This window comes from Chitinophagales bacterium (assembly GCA_020636535.1).
In the GTDB taxonomy this organism is placed as follows: domain Bacteria; phylum Bacteroidota; class Bacteroidia; order Chitinophagales; family JADIYW01; genus JADJSS01.
In genome coordinates this window covers 35,806-56,331 of record JACJXT010000011.1, presented here as the reverse complement: position 1 = coordinate 56,331, position 20,526 = coordinate 35,806, and the positions used below count along the sequence as shown (strand labels likewise).

The 20,526-nt window shown below is 30.2% G+C and carries 19 protein-coding genes; 10 read left to right on the top strand and 9 right to left on the bottom strand.

The genetic code is table 11. The annotated features are described in order from the left end of the window. Positions 1 to 58 precede the first annotated feature (58 nt). Positions 59 to 1,669: a hypothetical protein gene (locus H6553_00575; protein MCB9032310.1), complete on the top strand. Its 1,611-nt coding sequence runs from the start codon at positions 59 to 61 to the stop codon at positions 1,667 to 1,669. A gap of 111 nt (positions 1,670 to 1,780) precedes the next feature. Here the strand turns inward: H6553_00575 and H6553_00570 are convergent, their stop codons facing one another. The 6 genes from H6553_00570 to H6553_00545 all read right to left on the bottom strand — a co-directional run bounded on the left by H6553_00570 (position 1,781) and on the right by H6553_00545 (position 7,639). Next, positions 1,781 to 3,436, bottom strand: coding sequence for an AMP-binding protein (locus tag H6553_00570; GenBank protein ID MCB9032309.1), 1,656 nt, complete (start codon positions 3,434 to 3,436; stop codon positions 1,781 to 1,783). Between the two features lie 209 nt (positions 3,437 to 3,645). Further along, the gene (locus tag H6553_00565) at positions 3,646 to 4,374 is read right to left on the bottom strand and encodes a nitroreductase family protein (GenBank protein ID MCB9032308.1); all 729 of its coding nucleotides are present in this window, start codon (positions 4,372 to 4,374) and stop codon (positions 3,646 to 3,648) included. A gap of 21 nt (positions 4,375 to 4,395) precedes the next feature. Continuing rightward, positions 4,396 to 5,307 (bottom strand): helix-turn-helix transcriptional regulator, encoded by a 912-nt coding sequence (locus H6553_00560; protein MCB9032307.1) that lies wholly within the window; start codon positions 5,305 to 5,307, stop codon positions 4,396 to 4,398. 12 nt (positions 5,308 to 5,319) lie between these two features. After that, on the bottom strand, positions 5,320 to 5,763 hold the full coding sequence (tnpA, locus tag H6553_00555) for an IS200/IS605 family transposase (protein MCB9032306.1): 444 nt from the start codon (positions 5,761 to 5,763) through the stop codon (positions 5,320 to 5,322). Positions 5,764 to 6,002: 239 nt separating this feature from the next. Next, entirely contained in the window at positions 6,003 to 6,932 is a 930-nt protein-coding gene (locus H6553_00550; protein MCB9032305.1) for an NAD-dependent epimerase/dehydratase family protein, read from the bottom strand. A 5-nt stretch (positions 6,933 to 6,937) separates the two neighbouring features. Next, positions 6,938 to 7,639: a type 1 glutamine amidotransferase domain-containing protein gene (locus H6553_00545; protein MCB9032304.1), complete on the bottom strand. Its 702-nt coding sequence runs from the start codon at positions 7,637 to 7,639 to the stop codon at positions 6,938 to 6,940. Positions 7,640 to 7,803: 164 nt separating this feature from the next. On the opposite strand from H6553_00545, the gene lptC reads away from it, so the two are divergent. From lptC to H6553_00515, 6 genes are all read left to right on the top strand, one after another. Continuing rightward, positions 7,804 to 8,352 (top strand): LPS export ABC transporter periplasmic protein LptC, encoded by a 549-nt coding sequence (gene lptC, locus H6553_00540; GenBank protein ID MCB9032303.1) that lies wholly within the window; start codon positions 7,804 to 7,806, stop codon positions 8,350 to 8,352. A gap of 40 nt (positions 8,353 to 8,392) precedes the next feature. Continuing rightward, positions 8,393 to 9,649 carry an HlyC/CorC family transporter gene (locus H6553_00535; protein ID MCB9032302.1) on the top strand — a complete coding sequence of 419 codons (1,257 nt, stop codon included), beginning with the start codon at positions 8,393 to 8,395 and terminating at the stop codon, positions 9,647 to 9,649. Between the two features lie 101 nt (positions 9,650 to 9,750). Then, positions 9,751 to 11,901, top strand: a complete 2,151-nt coding sequence (locus tag H6553_00530; protein MCB9032301.1) for a peptidylprolyl isomerase — start codon at positions 9,751 to 9,753, stop codon at positions 11,899 to 11,901. Between the two features lie 207 nt (positions 11,902 to 12,108). Beyond that, positions 12,109 to 13,602: a 2-isopropylmalate synthase gene (locus H6553_00525; GenBank protein ID MCB9032300.1), complete on the top strand. Its 1,494-nt coding sequence runs from the start codon at positions 12,109 to 12,111 to the stop codon at positions 13,600 to 13,602. Positions 13,603 to 13,733: 131 nt separating this feature from the next. After that, the gene (locus H6553_00520) at positions 13,734 to 14,513 is read left to right on the top strand and encodes a UDP-2,3-diacylglucosamine diphosphatase (protein ID MCB9032299.1); all 780 of its coding nucleotides are present in this window, start codon (positions 13,734 to 13,736) and stop codon (positions 14,511 to 14,513) included. A gap of 208 nt (positions 14,514 to 14,721) precedes the next feature. Beyond that, positions 14,722 to 15,165 carry an Hsp20/alpha crystallin family protein gene (locus H6553_00515; protein MCB9032298.1) on the top strand — a complete coding sequence of 148 codons (444 nt, stop codon included), beginning with the start codon at positions 14,722 to 14,724 and terminating at the stop codon, positions 15,163 to 15,165. 211 nt (positions 15,166 to 15,376) lie between these two features. Here H6553_00515 and H6553_00510 read toward each other — a convergent pair whose 3' ends face one another. Genes H6553_00510 through H6553_00500 form a run of 3 tightly spaced genes read right to left on the bottom strand, consistent with a single transcriptional unit; the run spans position 15,377 to position 18,490 of the window. After that, complete coding sequence (locus H6553_00510; protein ID MCB9032297.1) at positions 15,377 to 17,023, bottom strand: metallophosphoesterase; 1,647 nt, start codon at positions 17,021 to 17,023, stop codon at positions 15,377 to 15,379. 36 nt (positions 17,024 to 17,059) lie between these two features. After that, entirely contained in the window at positions 17,060 to 17,515 is a 456-nt protein-coding gene (locus H6553_00505) for a gliding motility lipoprotein GldH (protein MCB9032296.1), read from the bottom strand. Between the two features lie 33 nt (positions 17,516 to 17,548). Next, positions 17,549 to 18,490, bottom strand: coding sequence for a hydrogen peroxide-inducible genes activator (locus tag H6553_00500; protein MCB9032295.1), 942 nt, complete (start codon positions 18,488 to 18,490; stop codon positions 17,549 to 17,551). 85 nt (positions 18,491 to 18,575) lie between these two features. Here H6553_00500 and H6553_00495 point away from each other — a divergent pair, with 85 nt between their 5' ends. The 3 genes from H6553_00495 (at position 18,576) to H6553_00485 (ending at position 20,253) form a co-directional block, all read left to right on the top strand. Continuing rightward, on the top strand, positions 18,576 to 19,007 hold the full coding sequence (locus tag H6553_00495) for a DNA starvation/stationary phase protection protein (protein MCB9032294.1): 432 nt from the start codon (positions 18,576 to 18,578) through the stop codon (positions 19,005 to 19,007). A 33-nt stretch (positions 19,008 to 19,040) separates the two neighbouring features. Then, the gene (locus H6553_00490) at positions 19,041 to 19,589 is read left to right on the top strand and encodes a peroxiredoxin (GenBank protein MCB9032293.1); all 549 of its coding nucleotides are present in this window, start codon (positions 19,041 to 19,043) and stop codon (positions 19,587 to 19,589) included. A gap of 91 nt (positions 19,590 to 19,680) precedes the next feature. Then, positions 19,681 to 20,253, top strand: a complete 573-nt coding sequence (locus H6553_00485) for a carboxymuconolactone decarboxylase family protein (GenBank protein ID MCB9032292.1) — start codon at positions 19,681 to 19,683, stop codon at positions 20,251 to 20,253. The last annotated feature ends 273 nt before the right edge of the window (positions 20,254 to 20,526 follow it).

Here is a 20,526-nt window from a genome sequence, read left to right as displayed (position 1 = left end):
GCGTATATAATTTGGCATTTGTTTTGTTTATATTTGTCAAATTATAAAAATTGCTTAAATGAAATATACTATCCTATTGTTTTTATTAGTAATGAGTTTTATAACTGTTGAAGCTCAATTATTGTGGAGTGATGAAATGGACTCTAAAAGAACAGATAAAATTTATGATATTTTATATGCAGATAGTAGTTTTATATACTATTATAATGTATCTGAACCATTAAAAGGATATGGTTATATCAACAGAGATTTAAAACTAAAAAGTATTTCTCGAACTACTACCGACTTCCAAAGAACGATAGAAAGAGACATCACTTTTGAAGAAGAATATAATCTGTCTGATATTGCTTTTTACAATAATACTTTTGTGATGATGGCAAGTATTGAAACTGAAAAAGACAATTATGAGTTAAGCTTAGTTACACTAGATACATCATTAGAGCAAGTTAATCAAACTGTTTTTGAAAATATTACAGATGAAACTTTTGAATATCATCTAGCAAAATTTGTGTATTTAAAAGATCAAATAGTATTAGTAATTGAAAGAACGCTTAAAGGCGATAAATATGCGTATAAAAACGATGACCATAAAGAATTAATGTTGTATTACTTTGATAAAAAATTCAAATTAATAAAAAAAGAATTTTATAATTACGACAATGACTATGGAACAACTAATTGGGTGTCTATCACCTCTATTGATAATGAAGTATTTTTTATTTTGAAAGAATTTGTAGAACCAGAAAATCCAAAAGAAAAAAACTATTTTGCTTATGTTCCAAAATATAAATATTCAATATATACAGTTAAAAATAATGAATTAAAGAAGTTACATACACTCAATCCAAATTATTACTATAACGAAGTCTACTTTACAAAAAGCAACAATGACAAATTAAATGTATTATATACAATTAAAAGCATTTTTTCTAGCGAAGAATACATTAAAGGTGTTGGTGCTTTAATTTTAAATACTAACGGAGATGTAATTACTAATAGAAACTTTGCAATTAACCAAACTACTTTGGAACAGTTTCATAAAAAAGAGGTGAATGAAGTTGCCAATACAAAGCATATGAGCCCTAGTTTTAAAATTAACTACACTAAACAAAGAAAAGACAATGGTTTTTATTTAGTATTAGAATATTTTAAAGAAATAGAATCTGGTGGCTATACTTCTGGTGGTTTTTTTGGTGGAGCAATTGGTGGTGGTTATCATAGTGGTGGATTTGGTAATACATCTGTTATTTATAATTCGTATGCTAATGTTGTTTTTAGTTTTGATGACTCATTAAGCTTAGAAGGCATTTCTTATTTGCCAAAAGAACAAACATCATCAGTTGCTCAATTTATTTCTTGTATTTATACTACTATTGATAATGATTTGTATTTGTTTACTAATGGCAATGTTAAAAAAGGATTCAGTAAATATTTTATGGGCATACTCTCTGCTAAAGATTTTAAAGATGCGACTTGCTATCAAATGAAAGTTACACCAAATCAACAAATAGAAATAAAAGAAGCATTTAAAAACGAAGGAGAAAAATCGCTATTATATACTAGCAGATCTTATATAAATGATAATATTTTATTTATATATTCCAATTTTGAACCATTTGCAAAGTTTAAAGAGAAAAATCCACGATTAGGTATTTATCATATACAGTAAGCTGTTCTAATAGATTGTTTGTTTTAGATTGCCACATTTTCGGAGAACAAAAAAGTGTGGTAATCTAATAATAGATAGCTTCGTAAACTCGCTAAGACGAAAAACTTATTTCTACACTTCCCAAACAACAACATCTGTATGTTCATACCATGTTTGATAATGTTGTTCTTTTGCTTTTTCTAATATATTTCTTTTTACTTTAAGTGTTGGTGTCAATAAATTATTTTCTACAGTCCATGCTTCTCGCATAATTACTGCTTTCTTCATTTTTTCGTGTTTGTCTAATTGTGTGTTTACTTCTTTAATGGTTGATTGTAATTGGTTGGCAATATCGTTTTTATCTAAGTGCAAGGCATCTTCTGCCAAAACAATTAAAGCAATAGTTTGTGGTAAATTAGCACCTACAACACAAACTTGTTCTATCAATGTGTTTTTAGATAATTCGTTTTCAATAGGTGCTGGAGCAACATATTTTCCTTTATCGGTTTTAAAAATATCTTTAACTCTACCAGTAATTGTTAGAAATCCAGCAGCATCAATTTTGCCTTGGTCGCCAGTACATAAAAATCCATCAGCAGTAATTGTTTCTTTGGTTTTTTCTTCATCTTTGTAGTAGCCAATCATTACAGCATCGCTTTTTACTAAAATTTCTTCTTCTTCTGTTAATTTTACTTCGTTAAAAGGCAAAGAAGTACCAACAGAACCAACTTTTCTTTTATTAGGTAAATTGATATGTGAATAAGCACAATTTTCGGTCATAGCATACGCTTCATTAATTACAATATCCAACGCTTCAAACCAATCTGATGTTGCTTTAGGCAAAGGAGCTGCTCCACTAAAAATGTATTTGGCTTTATCTAAACCTAATCCAGCTTTAATTTTATTTTTGATGATGTTATTTAGAATTGGAATTTTTAGTAAAATATTCAATCTGTTTTGTGGCATTTTAGCTAATATTCCCATTTGAAATTTGGTCCAAATTCTAGGAACAGCAAAAAAGATAGTTGGTTGTGTTTCCTGTAAATTATTGGCAAAAGTATCTAAAGATTCTGCAAAAGAAATTGAACTACCTGTAGAAATTGCTCCCATTTCTACCAACATGCGTTCTGCAATATGCGATAATGGCAAATACGAGAAAAATCTATCATTTTGACCAAGGTCGCCTATGGTTTTTAATGCATTATCAATAGCAAAAGCAAAGGCATGTACATTGTGCATTACACCTTTTGGCATTCCTGTTGTTCCAGAAGTATAAATAATAGTTAGTAAATCTTCTGGTTGTAAAATTGGACGCTCTTTTAGTGCTTCTGTTTGGTCTAAAATAGTATTCCAATTAATATAACCATCACCTTTTTCTTCCCAATATGGAAATGTAATTACTTGAACGCTACTAGGAACACCACTGTGTTGTTTGTGCCATTCATCGAGTTTTCCTACAAAACAAACTTTGGCTTCGCTGTGTTCTAAGCAATATTGTATAGTTTCTGCTGTAATAGTTGGATATAATGGCACAGACACATGACCAGCCATCATAATCGCTAAGTCACTCATCACCCAATGAGCACAATTTTTAGAAATGATAGCAATCTTGCTTTGTTTAGGTAAGTTTAAACTAATTAAATAGTTGGCTATTTTTCTAATTTCTTGTCCAGCATTTGCGTAGTTAATATGTAGCCATTCGCCATTGTATGCTTGTCTAAAAAACGATTTATCGGCTTGTTCTTTTTCCCATTTATAAAATTGCTCTAGTGGAGAGATATATTTCATGTGTTAATATTATGTTACTAAAATAACACATGCCATTCTATAATCAAAACATTAATGAATTTAAATTTTAGATTTATACAGTAATAGAAATTTTGTAGTTGTTTTCATTATGAATAACGCTGTATTTTAATCATGTAACACAATAGATTCCAAATAAATTTCTTCGTGGTACTACGAAATTTTTTGGAATGACGACCAACTATACAATATTATATTTGCTTATACACTTCGTCAAATGGTACTCGGCATCTATCTCCAAAAACTCCTTCTTCGCCTTTTCTAATACCACAAGCCATTACCATATTAATTTCTGCACCTGCAGGTAATTTTAATGCTTTCTTTAATACTCTGCTGTCAAATCCTTCTAATGGACAAGTATCGTAACCTTCGTTTGCCATTGCTATCATAAAAGTTTGTGCTGCCAAAGCTGCTGATTTGTGTACGACTACACGCATATCGTTTTCAGATACTTCTCTGGTAATGGTTCTAAACAAACCAATACCTTTGGTTAATCCAACTCTGAAGGTGCCTAATGCACCAAAAAAATTAGTATATAATAAAGGCATAATTTTTCCGTAGTATAACTCTCTGTCTTTAATGCGTTTTTCTTGTCGGTCTTTTGGACTGTTTCGTAGTATGTTGTCTCTTTCGTATTCTAAAACAAATTTAGAGCGTTGCTTATGTTTATCTTGTCTGGTAACAAAGACTACAATTTGTGTAGCTGTTTGTGTAGCTGTTTGATCTAAGCATGCGTGAGAAATTGCTTTCATTAACTTTTCATCTGTTACATGATAAAATTCCCATAATTGCATATTAGAACTGTTTGGTGCTAGTGTAGCTAATTCTAAGCATTGCTTTACTTTTGCTGTATCTAATGGTTTTGTTTTGTCGAACACTCTAATTGAGCGTCTGTGATTTAATACTTCTTCTAAATTCATTTTATATTTGTTTTTATCTTATTAATTAAATGATTGTCTAAATTCTAATGGTGCAATGTTTGTTCTATTTTTAAATAAACGATGAAAGGATTGCGAATGTTCAAAACCTAATTGATATGCAATTTCTGATACCGATAAATTTGTAGTGCTTAATAATTCTTTTGCTTTATCAATTAGTCTATTTTGTATGTGTTGTTGTGTTGTTTGTCCTGTTTGAACGCGTAGCATATCACTTAAATAATTTGGACTTAAATTTAATTCATTGGCAATATATTGAACACTTGGAATGCCATATTGTTCTAAATTTTCATTTTTAAAACTATTGTCTAATAAACTTTCTAATTTAATGAATAAATCGCTATTGACTTTTTTTCTTGTTAGAAATTGTCTGTTGTAAAATCTATCATTATATTTTAATAATAATTCTATATTAGAAATTAATAAATCTTGTGTAAAGGAATCTATATTAGCATTTATTTCTTTGCTGATATTTTCAAATATATCTAAAATTACTTGTTCTTCTTGTACTGATAGAAAAAGTGCTTCGTTGGTAGCATAAGAAAAATAACCGTAGTTTTTTATAGTAGCAGCCAATGTATATCCATATAAAAAATCTTGATGAATGACTAGGACTTTACTTCTGATAACTTCTAACAACATATCTTCAAATTGTACTACTTGGTTTGGTGCTGTGAAATACATCACACCATCATCATAATCGTAGTAGTTTTGTCCGTACTTAAATTTTCCTGTACACTCTTGTTTTATAGCAACCACATAAAAATCTGAAGTAAATTGTAAGTTGGAATAATTGCTTACATTAGATACAATACTCGAAAAATCAAATACACTAATTAAAGGATGTTTTGGTTTTTCTATCTGCAATAATTCGTGTAGTACAGTTATTGATTTTATGTGTATAGGTTGATTCATTGTTTGTTGATATTAAAGTAAATATTTTTCATCGAAATCAATATTGTTTTCAATTAATAGTTGTTTATACTCTTCTATAAATGTTTTTGTTTGATGGTGTTCTTTTTGATTTTTTATATAATTAATTATTTTATCTTTTTCATTGGAAGAATAAGTAAATGCTCCGTAACCTTCTTGCCATCCTTCAAAATCTGGAAATAAATTAGTGCTTTTCATCCAAACACTACTAGCAACTTTTATGTCTTTTACAAAGTCTGACAAAGCTATTGTAGGATGTAAATCTGTTAATATATGAATATGATTTTCTATGCCGTTGATACGATATAGTTTACATTTTTTATTCTTGATTATTCCATGTATATACTTATAGAGTGCTTGACTGTTTTCTTCTGAAATAGTCATTTTTCTATGCTTGGTTCCGAAAATAATATGATAATATATTTTATAATAACTCATGTTCTGGTTTTTTGTTTTACCTGCAGTTGCACTGTAGGTTATGCTTATTCAACCTTTCAGGTTGTAACTGTAGTTCTTTATACCTGCAGTTGCACTGCAGGTTACTGATGTTCAACTCTTCGAGTTGATTGGTATAATAGTCCGAAGAACTATAATGTGAGTAACCTCGTGTGTAACTCGAGGCATTGTGATAGTCTATTACGCACAAGTCCGAAGGACTTGAATAATTAAATATGTAATTATAATAATTGCTCATCTCTTATTTGTTGCACTCCTTCTTTGTAAGTAGTAACTACAAAATTGGGAAATTGTTTTCTAAACTTTGTGTCATCAAAAATATTATTGTGTTCGTATCTTGGCAACAGTTCTAATAATTCTTTTGTCTTATGATTAAACATTGCTCCTATTTTAAATACAAATTTTGGTATTATTATATAACTTAATTTTTTATCATATGCTTTTGATACTAAATCTATAAATTGTTTATAAGTCAATCGATTGTTATCTATTGGTAAATGCCATGTTTGATTATACGCACTTGGTGTGTTGCCAATTAAAGCTGTTGCTCTACTAGCATCTGGTGTCCAAATTAAACTGCGTAATTTTTTATCGCTTAATGGTACTTTTAATTTTTTATTGTTTTTTATATTATTAAAGATTAATGTATTGGTGATGCTTTGTGTTTTTGCTGGTCCGTAAAATTCTGGTGCTCTACAAATGACTGCTTCTATATTTCCAGCTTGCATTTCGTTTAACAATAATTGTGTCATTTTTGCTCTTACTTTTCCTTTTCTGCCAACTGGTGCAAATGCAGTAGCTTCTGTTAGTATTTTATCATTCTGTGGATACATATAAGTATTATCGAAATAGACTAATTTTGTTTTATTGATTTTGCAAGCGTCTATTACATTTTGTAGTATTAACGGAAATTGTGCTTCCCATAAATCAGTATTTATTGGTAATCCTAAAGTAAAATAAGCAATGTCGCAACCTTTTATTGCTTCAATGGCTTGTGCTTTAATGCTTAAATCGGCAGCAAAAATAGTGTCTGTATCATTTATTTTTGTTGGCTTTCTGCCTACAATACGAATGTCTGAAGTATGGTTTCGTTTTAGTTCTCTGGCTACTTCTTCACCAATTTGTCCGTTTGCTCCTAGTATTACTTGCATTGTTTTTACTTCACTTGTTTTAGTATTTCTGCCATTACTACTTTTGCCATTTCTTTAGAACTAAATGGATTTTGACCTGTAATTAAATTGCCATCAACTTTTACATAAGAAGTCATTGGAATAAATGCTTTTTTATAATCAGCACCTCTTTCTTTTAAACCAGCTTCTAAATTGAAAGGCACTTCTTTTTTTCTTTTTGCTAAGCTTTCTTCAAACCAATTAAATCCTGTAATCGTTTTATTTTTTATCAAATAATCGCCATTAGATAATTTTACATTCAACAAACCACCTACTCCATGACAAATAGCCGATACAATTTTTCCATCTTCATATTGTTTTGCAATGATGTTTTGCATGGTAGTATCGTTAGGAAAATCGTACATCGTGCCATGACCACCTGCTAAATACACCACATCAAATTGTTCGTTTTCTATTTGTTTTAAACTTTTGCTGTTTTTTAATAAATCCATAAAAGAGCTATCGTTCAAATAATTTTCAGAAACTTTGTCGAGCATCATCTTTTTTAAACTTTCTGGATCGATTGGTACATTGCCACCTTTTGGACTTGCAATAGTAATGTCATATCCTTTTGCTTCGGCAGCATGATACAAATGTGTTAGCTCACTCAACCACAAACCAGTTTCTAAATTTCCACTAGCATATTGGTTAATATTCGTTACAATGATTAAAATTTTAATTGCATTCATGTTATTTCTTTTTGTTGATACAAAGGTATAACATCAAACATAAGTAGTTGTAGCCAAATGAAATGGTGTTGTAACCAAATCTCTGATTTCTAACTTTGTAGAGAATATCATTGTATTTCAACACTTTTTAATGTTTAATTTCTACTTTTGCATTTGTAATTATAATGAAAAAATACTTTTATTTGTTTTTTGTTTTGATAATGTGCATCAGTTGCCAAGAAAATGATATTGCTACTATTAATGCACTGATTAAAGATGATGAGGTTGGTGTAGAAATTGCAGATAGTGTAAAACTAATTTATAAAGAAAACGAATTTATAAGAGCAGAAATTACTACCAAAACAGTAAAACGATATATTGAGAGTCAAAATAAACTAGAGTTTACAAAAGGTATGGTCGTTAAGTTTTATGAAGGACTTAAACTAACTTCGGTACTTACAGCAGATTATGGTATTCTAGATGATACTAAACAAACGATAGAAGTTAAAGGCAATATCGTTATGCAAAACTATAAACATGAAGTACTTAAAACCGAAAATTTAGTTTGGAATTTAATCAACAAAACTATTTACGCCCAAGATAAAATAAGTATAAAAACACCATATGATATTATTACAGGTTATGGTTTAAATGCCAAAGAAGATTTTTCTAACTATAGTATAAAAAGAGTTACAGGCATTGTTTCTTATAACGAAGACGAATCTTTTAGATGATATAAAAATTAAAAAGATATAGTAACTTAGCACTTACAATATGACTTCATTCTTGTTAATAGTAATACTTTTGTCATTGTCTGCATTTTTTTCAGGAATGGAAATTGCTTTCTTATCTGCCAATAAGTTAAAAATAGAGTTAGCTTACCAACGAGGAACTTTCTACGGAAAAATACTGAACACCTTTGTAAAAAAACCATCAAAATTTATAGTAACGGTACTACTAGGTAACAATATTGTATTAATTGTATTTGGTATTGTGTTTGCTAAAATCATAGAACCATGGTTGGCACAATTCATTGCATCACATTTTATTATTTTGCTGCTACAAACACTAATTTCTACAACAATTGTTTTGTTTTTAGGCGAATATATTCCAAAAGTAATGTTTAAAGCATTTGCCGATACCATTTTACCTGTAGCTGCATTGCCTTTTAATTCCTTGTATTGGTTATTATATCCAGGATATCTTTTAATCAACTTCATCACCAAATCATTTCTCAATTTATTTGGTGTAAAAGTCAGTGAAAAAAGCATGGAATTTACTACTGTAGATTTAGAACAATATGTAAAAGAAAATATGTCAGACGATGATGAAGAACATCACGAAGTAGACAAAGAACTCTTTGAAAATGTACTCGACTTAAAAAACATCAGAGTAAGAGACTGCATGGTGCCAAGAAGAGAAATTACAGCAATAGACATCAATGCATCTATTCAAGAATTAAAAAATTTAATTGTAGCAACCTATCATTCTAGAATTTTAGTGTACGATGATAATATCGATAAAATTGTAGGATATATACATCACTTCGATTTACATAAAAATCCAAAGAACATTAGCAATATACTAATGCCAATTAAAATTGTAAATGAAACTACCTTTATTCAGAAACTAATGAATGAGTTCATCAAAGAACATAAAAACATTGCTTGGGTAGTTGATGAATATGGTGGCACTGCTGGTGTAATTACTTTAGAAGATATTTTAGAAGAAATTTTTGGTGAAATTGACGACGAATACGATAAAGATGAGCTCATAGAAAACCAATTGGCAAAGAATGAGTTTTTATTGTCTGGAAGAACAGAAATTGACCATTTAAACGAAGAGTTCGATTTAAATATTCCTGAAGGAGATTACGAAACACTCTCTGGATTTATTATTTCTCACTCCGAAACCATTCCAGAAAAAGATGAAACGATTACCATTGGCAAGTATCAATTTAAGATACTAGATGTTTCTGAAACCAAAATAGAAACCGTAAAATTGGTGGTTTTAGAAGAAAAGGAATCTTAAGTTATCTTTATTTGATATCGTTTTTAACCACATTTTTAACCGCAATCTATATTATTAAACAAAAAACAATTACTTTTGCAACGCTTTAAATATCAACACGAATGGCTATTATTAGTAAAATAAGACAAAGATCATGGATATTACTTACTTTCATTGCTTTAGCAATGTTAATCTTTTTAGTACAGGCAGCTTTAGAAAGTCCGTCTAATTCATTAAGAGGTGGTAAGAAAAATTCAGTAGGAAAAATCAACGGACACAACATCTCTGCTACAGAGTACAGTCAACAAGTTACAGACTATGAAGATGGATTAAAACTCATTAATCCACAAATACAAGTAGATGACGAAATGCGTAGCCAAATTAGAGACGAAGTATGGTACAATACTGCCATGCAAGCTATACTTGGCAAGACATTAAAATCACTAGGTATTGGTGTTACGCTTCAAGAAATTGGTCAGTTAATGACTTCTAAAAAAGCACATCCATTAGCACAACGATTATTAATGCAACTTGGAGCTGTAGATCAAGGAACTGGTCAAATTGATGAAGCGAAAGCTCGTGAAATAATGACCAATATTGACAAATATGATCCAGATGGAACAAATAATCTAAGACAAACCATACAACAAATAGAAACTTTAGTAAAAGAAGAAACGATTAAGTCAAAGTACTTAAACTTAGTAGCTAAGTCATATTATTTGCCAAAATTTTTGGTGAAAGACATCGTAAAATCAAATCAATCTGCTACAATTAACTACTTAGAAGTACCATATACTAGCTTAGACGATGCTAAATATAAAGTTACAGACAAAGAAATTCAAGAGTATATTGATAAGCACAAAAAACAATATGAGCAAAAAGCTACTAGAACACTAGATATGGTAGTATTTGATATTTTACCATCAAAAGATGACTCTAGCGAAGCACTTACAAGAATTGAAAAACTAAGAACAGAGTACGATAAAGATCCTAATGATTCTGCATTCTTAGCAAGAAATTCTATTCAAGGACCAAACGATTTATATTTTTCTTTAGATGAATTGCAACAAGCAGGTAGAGATATGGACAAACTCAACTCAATTGCTACAGGTGCAACATCAGACATTTATATTACTAACGGAGCATATGTCTTTTCTAAAGTAATTAACAGAAGAGTAGCACCAGATACAGTTAGAGCGGCTCATATTTTATTATCACTTGGCGATGGTTCTGACGAAGCAAAAGCAGCAGCAAATCAACTAGCAGACAGTTTAATACAAGTACTAGCATCAGGAAAAGCAAATTTTGGTGATGTTGCTTTCCAAAATACTAAAGACGAAGGCACAAAACAAAAAGGTGGAGACTTAGGTTACTTCGGAAGAAATACTATGGTTAAACCTTTCAACGATAAAGTGTTTTACGGAATGGTTCCAGGACAAATTGCAAAAGTAGAATCTCAATTTGGATTACATATCATTTTATTAATAGATGCAAGAAGTCCAAAACAATTGGTTCAAGTAGTAGACTTTGTTCAACCAATATTACCAGGAAAAGAAACGCAGAAAAAAGTTTATAACGAAGCCGTTGCTTTCCAACAAAATAATAATACTGCTGATAAATTTGATAAAGCAATCAAAACAAAAAATGCATTAAGAAGCATTACTGTTCAGCAAAACGATGTAAATGTTCAAAATCTTGGAGCAGCTAGAAAAGTAGTACAATGGGCTTTTGAACAAGAAGCAGCAGATAAAATAGATTTCTTTGATTTAAGCGATAAATTTGTAGTAGCAAAACTAGATAAAATTACAGCAGAAGGTTTAGCAACGGTAGCAGATGTTAAAGATGAAGTAAGCTATATCTTAATCAACGATAAAAAAGCAAAAGACATTACTACACAATTAAACAGTGCATCAAAAGGAACAACAGACTTAAATGCTATTGCTACAAAAGTAAAAGACGCTGCTGTTAATAGTGATGTAGCGGTTCGTTTTTCAAGCGGATTTTTAGGCACATCAGGAAATGAGCCAGTTGCAGTTGGTGCAGCATTTGGAGTAAAAGAAAACAAACTATCTACACCAGTAAAAGGCAATATGGGTGTCTTTATAGTACAACCAACTACATTTGGAGAAGTACCAGCAACAGACAAAGAGCAAATTGCCAACTATCAAAAGCAATTTACTACCAACTATGCCAATCAAATGCAATTCCAACAACTACTAAATGCAATTCTTAAAAATGCCAAAGTAGAAGACTTAAGATACACCGTATACTAAAAGTATATTTACAATGATATCAAAAATGCTTAACTATATTGGTTAAGCATTTTTTGTTTTTGAAGAGGTTTTAGTATAATTGCTTTCTTTAATTGCCATAACTGGTTTGTAGCATTTAATACTAGCTTAAAACTAGTACTTGTACTATTTCATATATTAGTAGTTTAATCCGATATTTTTTATCGGATTTTTTATAATACAATAATTATGAATACGGATAAGGTTTACATTTTCGACACCACACTTAGAGACGGCGAACAAGTTCCTGGTTGCCAATTAAACACAGTAGAAAAAATTGAAGTCGCTATTGCACTAGAGCAATTAGGTGTTGATGTCTTAGAAGCTGGCTTTCCAATTTCTTCGCCAGGCGATTTTAATTCTGTAGTAGAAATATCTAAAAATGTAAGTAATCCAACTATTTGTGCTTTAACAAGAGCTGTAGATAAAGATATTGAATGTGCCGCAGATGCCTTAAAGTTTGCTAAAAGAGGCAGAATTCATACAGGCATTGGCAGCTCTGATATTCATATCAACAATAAATTAAGAACTACTAGAGAAAAAATATTAGAAAAAGCAGCTTGGGCAGCTAAATATGCTAGAAATTTTGTAGATGATGTAGAATTCTTTTGCGAAGATGCAGGTAGAGCAGACATAGAATTTTTAGCTAAAATGGTAGAAACAGTAATTGCCAACGGAGCAACGGTAGTTAATATTCCAGATACAACAGGTTATTGTTTGCCAGACCAATACGGCGAAAAAATTGCGTACTTAATGAACAATGTTCCAAATATTGATAAAGCAATTATTTCTGTTCACTGTCATAACGATTTAGGAATGGCTACTGCAAATTCTATGGCTGGTATTAGAAATGGAGCAAGACAAGTGGAAGTTACAATGAATGGTATTGGCGAAAGAGCAGGAAATACTTCACTAGAAGAAGTAGCTATGATTATTCGTTCGCACAAAGAAACACTTAATGTTTATACAGATATTGATGTAAAGAAAATCTATCCAACATCACGATTAATTACACGATTGATGCGAATGCCAGTTCAACCAAATAAAGCTATTGTTGGAAGAAATGCCTTTTCACATTCATCTGGTATTCATCAAGATGGTGTTTTAAAAGATAGAGAAAATTACGAAATCATTGATCCAAAAGATGTAGGAATTCCAGAGTCTTTAATTGTATTAACAGCAAGAAGTGGAAGAGCTGCACTAAAACATCGACTAGAAAAAATTGGTTTTTCTTTAGATGTTGATGGATTAAATGATGCATATACTAAGTTCTTAGAATTAGCCGACAGAAAAAAAGAAGTATACGACGAAGACTTATTAGAAATGATGGGTTCTAGCATTAGTGGAAAAATCTATCAAGTGAAAGACTTAGAAGTGTATTGTGGTACTAATGGCAACTCAAAAGCTACGGTTACATTAACTAAAGACAACGAATCGTTTAATGCTACAGCAGAAGGCAATGGACCAGTAGATGCTTCTTTAAAAGCAATCGATAAAATTATAAATATAGAGAACAAGCTAGAAGAATATTTAGTACAAGCCATTACTGGTGGAAGTAATGATATAGGAAAAGTACATATACAACTATCTAAAGATGGTGCTTTTTACTATGGCTTTGGTGCAGATACTGATATTGTTTTCGCTTCTGCAAAAGCATATATTGATGCTTTAAATAAAGTATAATTTAATTGAGTTAATTTGAGCATAGCTAAGATTGTCTAATTGAGTCTAATATCTAAAAATCTTGATTCTTAAAAACATTTTATGTTTTTCAAAAAAATATCTCTTATCTTCAAGAAGTAGAAAAACTCAACTTGTCAGAAAAAAGAAGAATAGAAGTTTGTATCATTTCAGATGTTCATTTAGGAACGCATGCTTGTCATGCTAAAGAACTCAATCGCTATTTAAAAAGTATACAACCAAACATGTTAATTATTAACGGCGATTGGTTAGATATTTGGCATTTTAGTGCTGGTTATTTTCCAAAAGAACATATTGAAAATGTATTTCTAGTACTTGATTTTGCTCGACAAGGCATTCCTGTATACTACATTGCAGGAAATCATGATGATACGATTAGAGATTTCTTAGATTTTAAATTTGATACTATAGAAATTAAAGATGAAATTTTTTTAGACCTAGATGGAAAAAAACACTGGGTTTTTCATGGCGATAAATACGATTTATCGGTTGGTGGTTCTGCAAGATGGTTAGCAAAATTAGGTGGTAGATCATACGACCAAATTTTTAGACTCAATCGTTACATCAATAAAATTAGAATGAAATTAGGTAAAGACCGAATTTATCTTTCTAAACTAATAAAAGACAAAGTAAAAAGTTTTGTAAAATCAAAAGTACAAGATTTTGAAGATGTAGCACTAGAAATTGCAATTAAAGAAAAATACGATTGTGTTATTTGTGGACACATTCATAAACCACAAGATAGAATAGTTGCCAATGATGAAGGCAGTGTGCGTTATTTAAATAGTGGCGATTGGGTAGAAAATCTCACAGCATTAGAATACAATAACGGCAATTGGGAAATTTTTTATTACTGGCACGACTTACAATTCAAAGATATTGATAGAAGCTAATTTTATATACTAAGACTAGTAACACTTATTTTTTAGTATTGTAGTGAAAAAGCAGCTTGTTTTGAAAAAACAAGACAGACTGTCTGTTTTTATGTTAAAAATAAGACAAAGTGGCTTATTGTAATGCGTTTTTTTAAAATAACTACATTGGTCTATAATTTGTTTAATGCTTTATAAAATAGAATTATAAACATTAAAAACAAATATTATGACACTCGTAAGAAGAAAATCAAACAGCAATCTATCAAATTTATTTTTTGATGATTTTTTTGGAAGAGAATTGGCTAATTTAAGCAATCGTCAGGCAGAAAAACAACCAGCAGTAAACATTAAAGAAACCGAAGATGCCTACAAAATAGAGCTTTCTGCACCAGGTTTTGAAAAAGAAGACTTTAAAGTAGAATTAAATGAAAATATTTTAAACATTAGTGCAGAAAAAACTGTTAACGAAGAAGAAACAGATAAAAAAGAAACCTTTTTAAGAAAGGAATTTAGCTACTCTGGCTTTAAAAGAAGTTTTACATTAGATGAAAAAAATGTAGAAACCTCTAAAATTGTTGGCAAATATGAAAAAGGTTTGCTATATTTGCATATACCGAAAATTGGTGAAAAAGAAAAAGAAGCAAAATTTATAAAAATAAATATTGCGTAACCTCAAGGCAATATTAGTTAGTAGTCGTCCTGCCTGCAATAGGCAGGATTTTTTATTTTATACTATTACTCAATAAAAATTAGCCCAATTTTTCCGAACTTGTTTCGGAATCTATTCTTATAAAAGAGTCTGAAATAAATTCAGAAAAGTATCTACATTATAATACTAACTCCTAATTTTAAATTAGACTATTTTATAATTATAAATGGTATTACTGCTTTACTACTTTGTGTACTACCTTTCCGTTGTTAGCATTGGTTATACTTAGTAAGTATATTCCTGCATTTAGTTCATTAAAACTATTGGTTAAGTTTATAGTGTTTTTTCCACTATATATAGTGTTTGTCCAAATATTTGATTTAATTAAACTACCATTAATGTTAAAAATATCAATATTAATATTATCATTTTGTTTAGCATAAATATCAAGTACTAAGGTTTGTGTACTTGGATTTGGATATACATTTATTTTTTCTATACTTGCTATTGGTTTAATGCCATTAACAATAGTAGTATCTTGTTTTATAATTTGAAATTTATCATATAAAATTCCAGCTGCTGTATAATAAGATGCAGTCAGCACATTTCCTTCAATGGTTAAAATCATACTGCCAACAGCATCAGATAAATCAGTAAACATTACAGGATGATGTTCTCCATTGTCGCCTTCTTTTTTTCCAGAGTTACCTACAACAGCATATACTGTTCCTTTGTTAGCACTTACACCATATGTTTTTTTGTGATAAGCTTCTCCTAAATCTGGATTACCACTACTTCCATCAATTAACATAGTAGTAGAATCGTAATAATATGAATAATTATAATGTCCATTTATTAAAAACGAGCGTTCATAAACATGACTGTGTCCATTCAAAATTAAATCAATGCCATTCTCTTCTAAAATAGGTAAATATTCTTCCCTCATTCCTTTCATAAAAAGTTCCCAACCATCATCAGAGTCATGACTTCCTTTAGAATATGGTGGTTGATGCCAATATGCAATATTAAATTTTTTAGTACTAGCTTGTAAATCTGCGATAGCAAAATTGTACATGTCTTTATTTACAAGCTCTGTTGAGAATGGTTTGTAGAAGACATAAGGCATTGGCTCAGAATTTAGTGCTAAAAAGTGAGCAGTACCATAATCGTATGAGTAGTAAGTTTCTGTTCCAGAACCAATACCACCAGCTTCTCCATTTTTAGGTACTTCTACAATATTATAATAAGGTCCAGCATCGTTTTTAGGATTGGGTTTTCTACTTATACTTCCATAATCGTGGTTGCCTGGAATTGGATAAAAAGGTAAAAATCTAAAAATAGAATCGTAACCAAAATCGCTACTAAATACTTTTTGTTGGTATTCCCAATCTTTTCCATTATCGTAAGTATTATCACCTAACCAAAGCCATGCATCTACAGTATTGTTTACCAAGTAATTTTGAAACCATCTTTTTACAGAGATTTGATCGTTGTTTTTAGCTCCAAAATCACCAGTAACCCAAAAACTTACTTTACTTGTATCATTACTACTTGGATTGGTAACAAAGTGATGTTGTTCATTATTGCCTGCTAAAATATTTCCGTTTAGTGAAACAGCATAGTAATATTTTGTTTTTGGAGAAAGTCCTTCTATCAAAACAATATGGTCGGTTACTAAATTGGTATCAGTTACTATGTTGCTCAAATTATTTATAGTACTGCCAAAATTTATAGTTGATGTAGTAGCACTATCAGTTCGCCACATTATTTTTATACTATTTGGTGTAGCACTTTGCAAATATGGACCACGAACAATTTGTTGAGCATTTACAACAATAGAAAATAAAATAAAACTTAAAAGGTAGACATACTTATTCATGCTCAATTTTTTATAAATATAAGAATAAATGTATGTTTATTCAATAATAACGCCAATATCTTTTATGTTTTCAATTGGATTTTTTCGCATTAATTGTGTGATTTTTATTTGGACAATTCCTTTTTTATCAAACGAAATATTGTTTACAATAGGAATCGTTTGCGTGCAAATACTACCAGTACATTTACCAAAAGGTTTGCCTAGTTTATTATATAAAACCACTTCTTGTTTTTTTGATGCTGTTTTTCCATTATAGCTAACATCAACTTGTAACCATAAATTGCTAAACTCAAAATCTTTATCATGTCTTACGCTTAATAATATTTGATGTGGTGTATTGCTTGGTTGTTCAATAGTTTTGCTAAATGTCAATGTATCTTTTATTAGCCAACTTTGATTTTTTATAGATTGATAATCACTATAATAATATTTATCTTTACAAGCAGTAAACAACAATAAAACAGCAACAAAAGCAAACAAAATAGTTTTCATAAGGTAAAGGTAGAAATTTTGTAAATAACTATTCTAAAATTTCCATTCAACTAACTTCTGATTGTCATTTTCTAACATTTCAATAGGCACTTGGTCAATAATTTCTGCTTTTATAGCATCTATTACTTGTTTTTTTAAAACAGACCTACTATAAACAATGCCAATTTCTCTTATTGGTTTCGGATTTTCAAATCGTCTTACTAAATGCATTTTGTGTTTATTCATTTCCAACACAGCCAATTCAGGAAGCAGTGTAAAACCACCTTCAACTTCTACCATTTTTTTTAGCGTTTCTATACTACTGCTTTCATATAATAGATGCTCTTGTATGGGAACTTTTTTATTGCAAATATTAATTACTTGATTTCTAAAACAATTGCCATCACTCAACAGCCAAATATCATTTCTTGAAATATCTTTACTGTTTATCGCTTTTTTTTCTAGCAATGGGTGTTTGATGTGAGCATATACACTTATTTCCTCATAGTATAATTTTTCTTCTATAATATTAGGTTCATTAATTGGTGTTGAAAGAATGCCTGCATCAATTTCATCTTTTTGTAGTGCTAAAATAATTTCATCGGTTTTTAACTCTGTAATTTTTAATTGTACTGCTGGATATTTTTCAATAAAACTACCAACAAAATAAGGCAATAAATATGGAGCAATCGTAGGAATAATAGCCAAGCTAAACTGTCCTTCAACTTTGTCTTTGTCTGATTGAATCAATCGTTCAATTTTTTTCAACTCTTGTATCACTATTTTCGATTGATTGATAATCGATTCTCCAATTGGCGTTACAACAATAGGATGTTTCGTTCTATCAAATAAAACAACACCAAGCGTTTCTTCTAGCTTTTTTATTTGCATACTCAATGTTGGTTGAGTAACAAAACATGCTTCAGCTGCTTTAGCAAAATTCAAGTAGTTAGATAATGCAATAGCATATTCTAATTGTGTTAAACTTATATCCATAGATAAAAACTATTAGGTTATAAATATAATCAATTTTCTTTATAAGAAAAATAAGATATCTTTGTATCGTAAAAATTTTATAACCATGAACACAACAGCACTACTCAATCAATTATTATCTGATTATCAAATACATTATCAAAACTTAAGAGGTTTTCATTGGAATATAAAAGGCCCTAAATTTTTTGAATTACATGCAAAATTTGAAGAACTATACAACGATGCACAATTAAAAATAGACGAAATAGCAGAACGAATACTAACATTAAAAGGACGACCACTACACTCTTTTTCTGATTATACAGAACATGCAAACTTAAAAGAGGTTAAAAATGTGTCAGAAGCACAACAGTGTATGCAATGTATTGTTGAAAATATGTCTTATTTAGTAACTTTGCAGAACCAAATTTTGGAACAGGCAGCAAGTGTTGACGACAAAGGAACTGAAGACATGATGACACAATACATTGCATTCCACGAAAAAACACTGTGGATGTTTAATGCTTGGTTAGGATAAAAAAACAATTATAAACTTTAAAATAAAAAAACAATGGGATTAGCAACAGTAGGACAACAATTTCCTAAATTTAAAAAAACAGCAGTAGTAAGCTTAGAAAAAGGAAAAGAATTTCAAGAAATAGACAACAGCATTCACACTAAAGATGGCAAATGGATGGTGGTTTTCTTTTGGCCAAAAGATTTTACTTTCGTATGTCCAACAGAAATAGCAGAGTTTAACAAAAATGCTGGCGAATTTGCAGATAGAGATACTGTGTTAATTGGAGGAAGCACAGACAGCGAATTTGTACACCATGCTTGGAGAGTACATCACGATGATTTAAGAGATCTTAAATTTCCTATGTTGGCAGATACTTCTAAATCGTTATCAAGAGAATTAGGTATTTTAACAGAAGGCGAAGAAGTTTGTTATAGAGCAACTTTTATAGTAGATCCACAAGGCATTATTCGTTGGGTGGCAGTAAACGATTTATCTGTTGGTAGAAATGTACACGAAGTAATTAGAGTATTAGATGCATTACAAACAGACGAATTATGTCCATGTAATTGGGAAAAAGGACAAGACACTTTAAAAGTGTAGTTTTTCATAGTTTTAATTTTTTTATAGCCAAGTTGCGAGTCATTTTTCTTGTGACTTGGCTTTTTTATTTCAAATTTCAAACAAAACAAACATGAACGATACAGCAAAAGAAATATTAGAAGAATTAGGTATTGAAACAAGCAATACCAAAGTGTTAGAACAACTAGCTATTGCAGACAGTAAATATTTAAGAGACTTAAAACTCAATGTAAAAACAGTTTTAAAAGCAGATAACTTATCTGAAAAAGAAACACATTTACTAGCATTGGCAATTGCAACCAATAATACCAATCAAGTTTTGGTAGATGCATTTGTAGCAAAAGCTAAAACACTAGAGGCAACTGATGCAGAAATTGCAGAAGCTCAAGCATGTGCATCTTTGCTAAGTGCTAATAACATTTTATATAGATTCAGACATTTTGTAAGCAAAGAAGTGTACGACAATTCACCAGCAAGATTGCGAATGAACATAATGATGAATCCAACATTAGGAAAAGCATTTTTTGAATTAATTAGCTTAGCAGTTTCAGCAACAAATGGTTGTGAAATGTGTGTAAAATCGCACGAACAGTCTGTGCTAGAAGCAGGAATGAACGAAAACCAAATTTGGGACGCTATTAAAATTGCTAGTGTAATTACTAGCTTAGGAAAAATAGTCAATTAAAAACTAAACAATTTCAAAGTTTTGAACTTTGAAATTGTTTTAAATCATACAAGCATCTACTAACTAAAAACGCTCACTACGCCAAAGTGTTAACACTTTGGCGTAGCTGTTTTAAAAAAGAAGTGCGTAGCACTTCAACCTAATTAGAAATACTAAAACTAAAACTACAAAACAGCGTAGCTGTTTCATCTTATTAAACATTTGTTCTTTTCAATTAATAAGAAGTCTTTTTTATAACCAAAACAAAAGAACCTTTTCTTATCTTCACACATC

Coding starts and splice junctions, on each gene's coding strand:
- H6553_00485 (MCB9032292.1), top strand. CDS start 19,681: ATGAACGATACAGCAAAAGAAATATTAGAAGAATTAGGTATTGAAACA.
- H6553_00515 (MCB9032298.1), top strand. CDS start 14,722: ATGACACTCGTAAGAAGAAAATCAAACAGCAATCTATCAAATTTATTT.
- H6553_00575 (MCB9032310.1), top strand. CDS start 59: ATGAAATATACTATCCTATTGTTTTTATTAGTAATGAGTTTTATAACT.
- H6553_00565 (MCB9032308.1), bottom strand. CDS start 4,374: ATGAATTTAGAAGAAGTATTAAATCACAGACGCTCAATTAGAGTGTTC.
- H6553_00510 (MCB9032297.1), bottom strand. CDS start 17,023: ATGAATAAGTATGTCTACCTTTTAAGTTTTATTTTATTTTCTATTGTT.
- H6553_00505 (MCB9032296.1), bottom strand. CDS start 17,515: ATGAAAACTATTTTGTTTGCTTTTGTTGCTGTTTTATTGTTGTTTACT.
- H6553_00525 (MCB9032300.1), top strand. CDS start 12,109: ATGAATACGGATAAGGTTTACATTTTCGACACCACACTTAGAGACGGC.
- H6553_00530 (MCB9032301.1), top strand. CDS start 9,751: ATGGCTATTATTAGTAAAATAAGACAAAGATCATGGATATTACTTACT.
- H6553_00535 (MCB9032302.1), top strand. CDS start 8,393: ATGACTTCATTCTTGTTAATAGTAATACTTTTGTCATTGTCTGCATTT.
- tnpA (MCB9032306.1), bottom strand. CDS start 5,763: ATGAGTTATTATAAAATATATTATCATATTATTTTCGGAACCAAGCAT.
- H6553_00560 (MCB9032307.1), bottom strand. CDS start 5,307: ATGAATCAACCTATACACATAAAATCAATAACTGTACTACACGAATTA.
- H6553_00545 (MCB9032304.1), bottom strand. CDS start 7,639: ATGAATGCAATTAAAATTTTAATCATTGTAACGAATATTAACCAATAT.
- H6553_00500 (MCB9032295.1), bottom strand. CDS start 18,490: ATGGATATAAGTTTAACACAATTAGAATATGCTATTGCATTATCTAAC.
- lptC (MCB9032303.1), top strand. CDS start 7,804: ATGAAAAAATACTTTTATTTGTTTTTTGTTTTGATAATGTGCATCAGT.
- H6553_00495 (MCB9032294.1), top strand. CDS start 18,576: ATGAACACAACAGCACTACTCAATCAATTATTATCTGATTATCAAATA.
- H6553_00570 (MCB9032309.1), bottom strand. CDS start 3,436: ATGAAATATATCTCTCCACTAGAGCAATTTTATAAATGGGAAAAAGAA.
- H6553_00490 (MCB9032293.1), top strand. CDS start 19,041: ATGGGATTAGCAACAGTAGGACAACAATTTCCTAAATTTAAAAAAACA.
- H6553_00550 (MCB9032305.1), bottom strand. CDS start 6,932: ATGCAAGTAATACTAGGAGCAAACGGACAAATTGGTGAAGAAGTAGCC.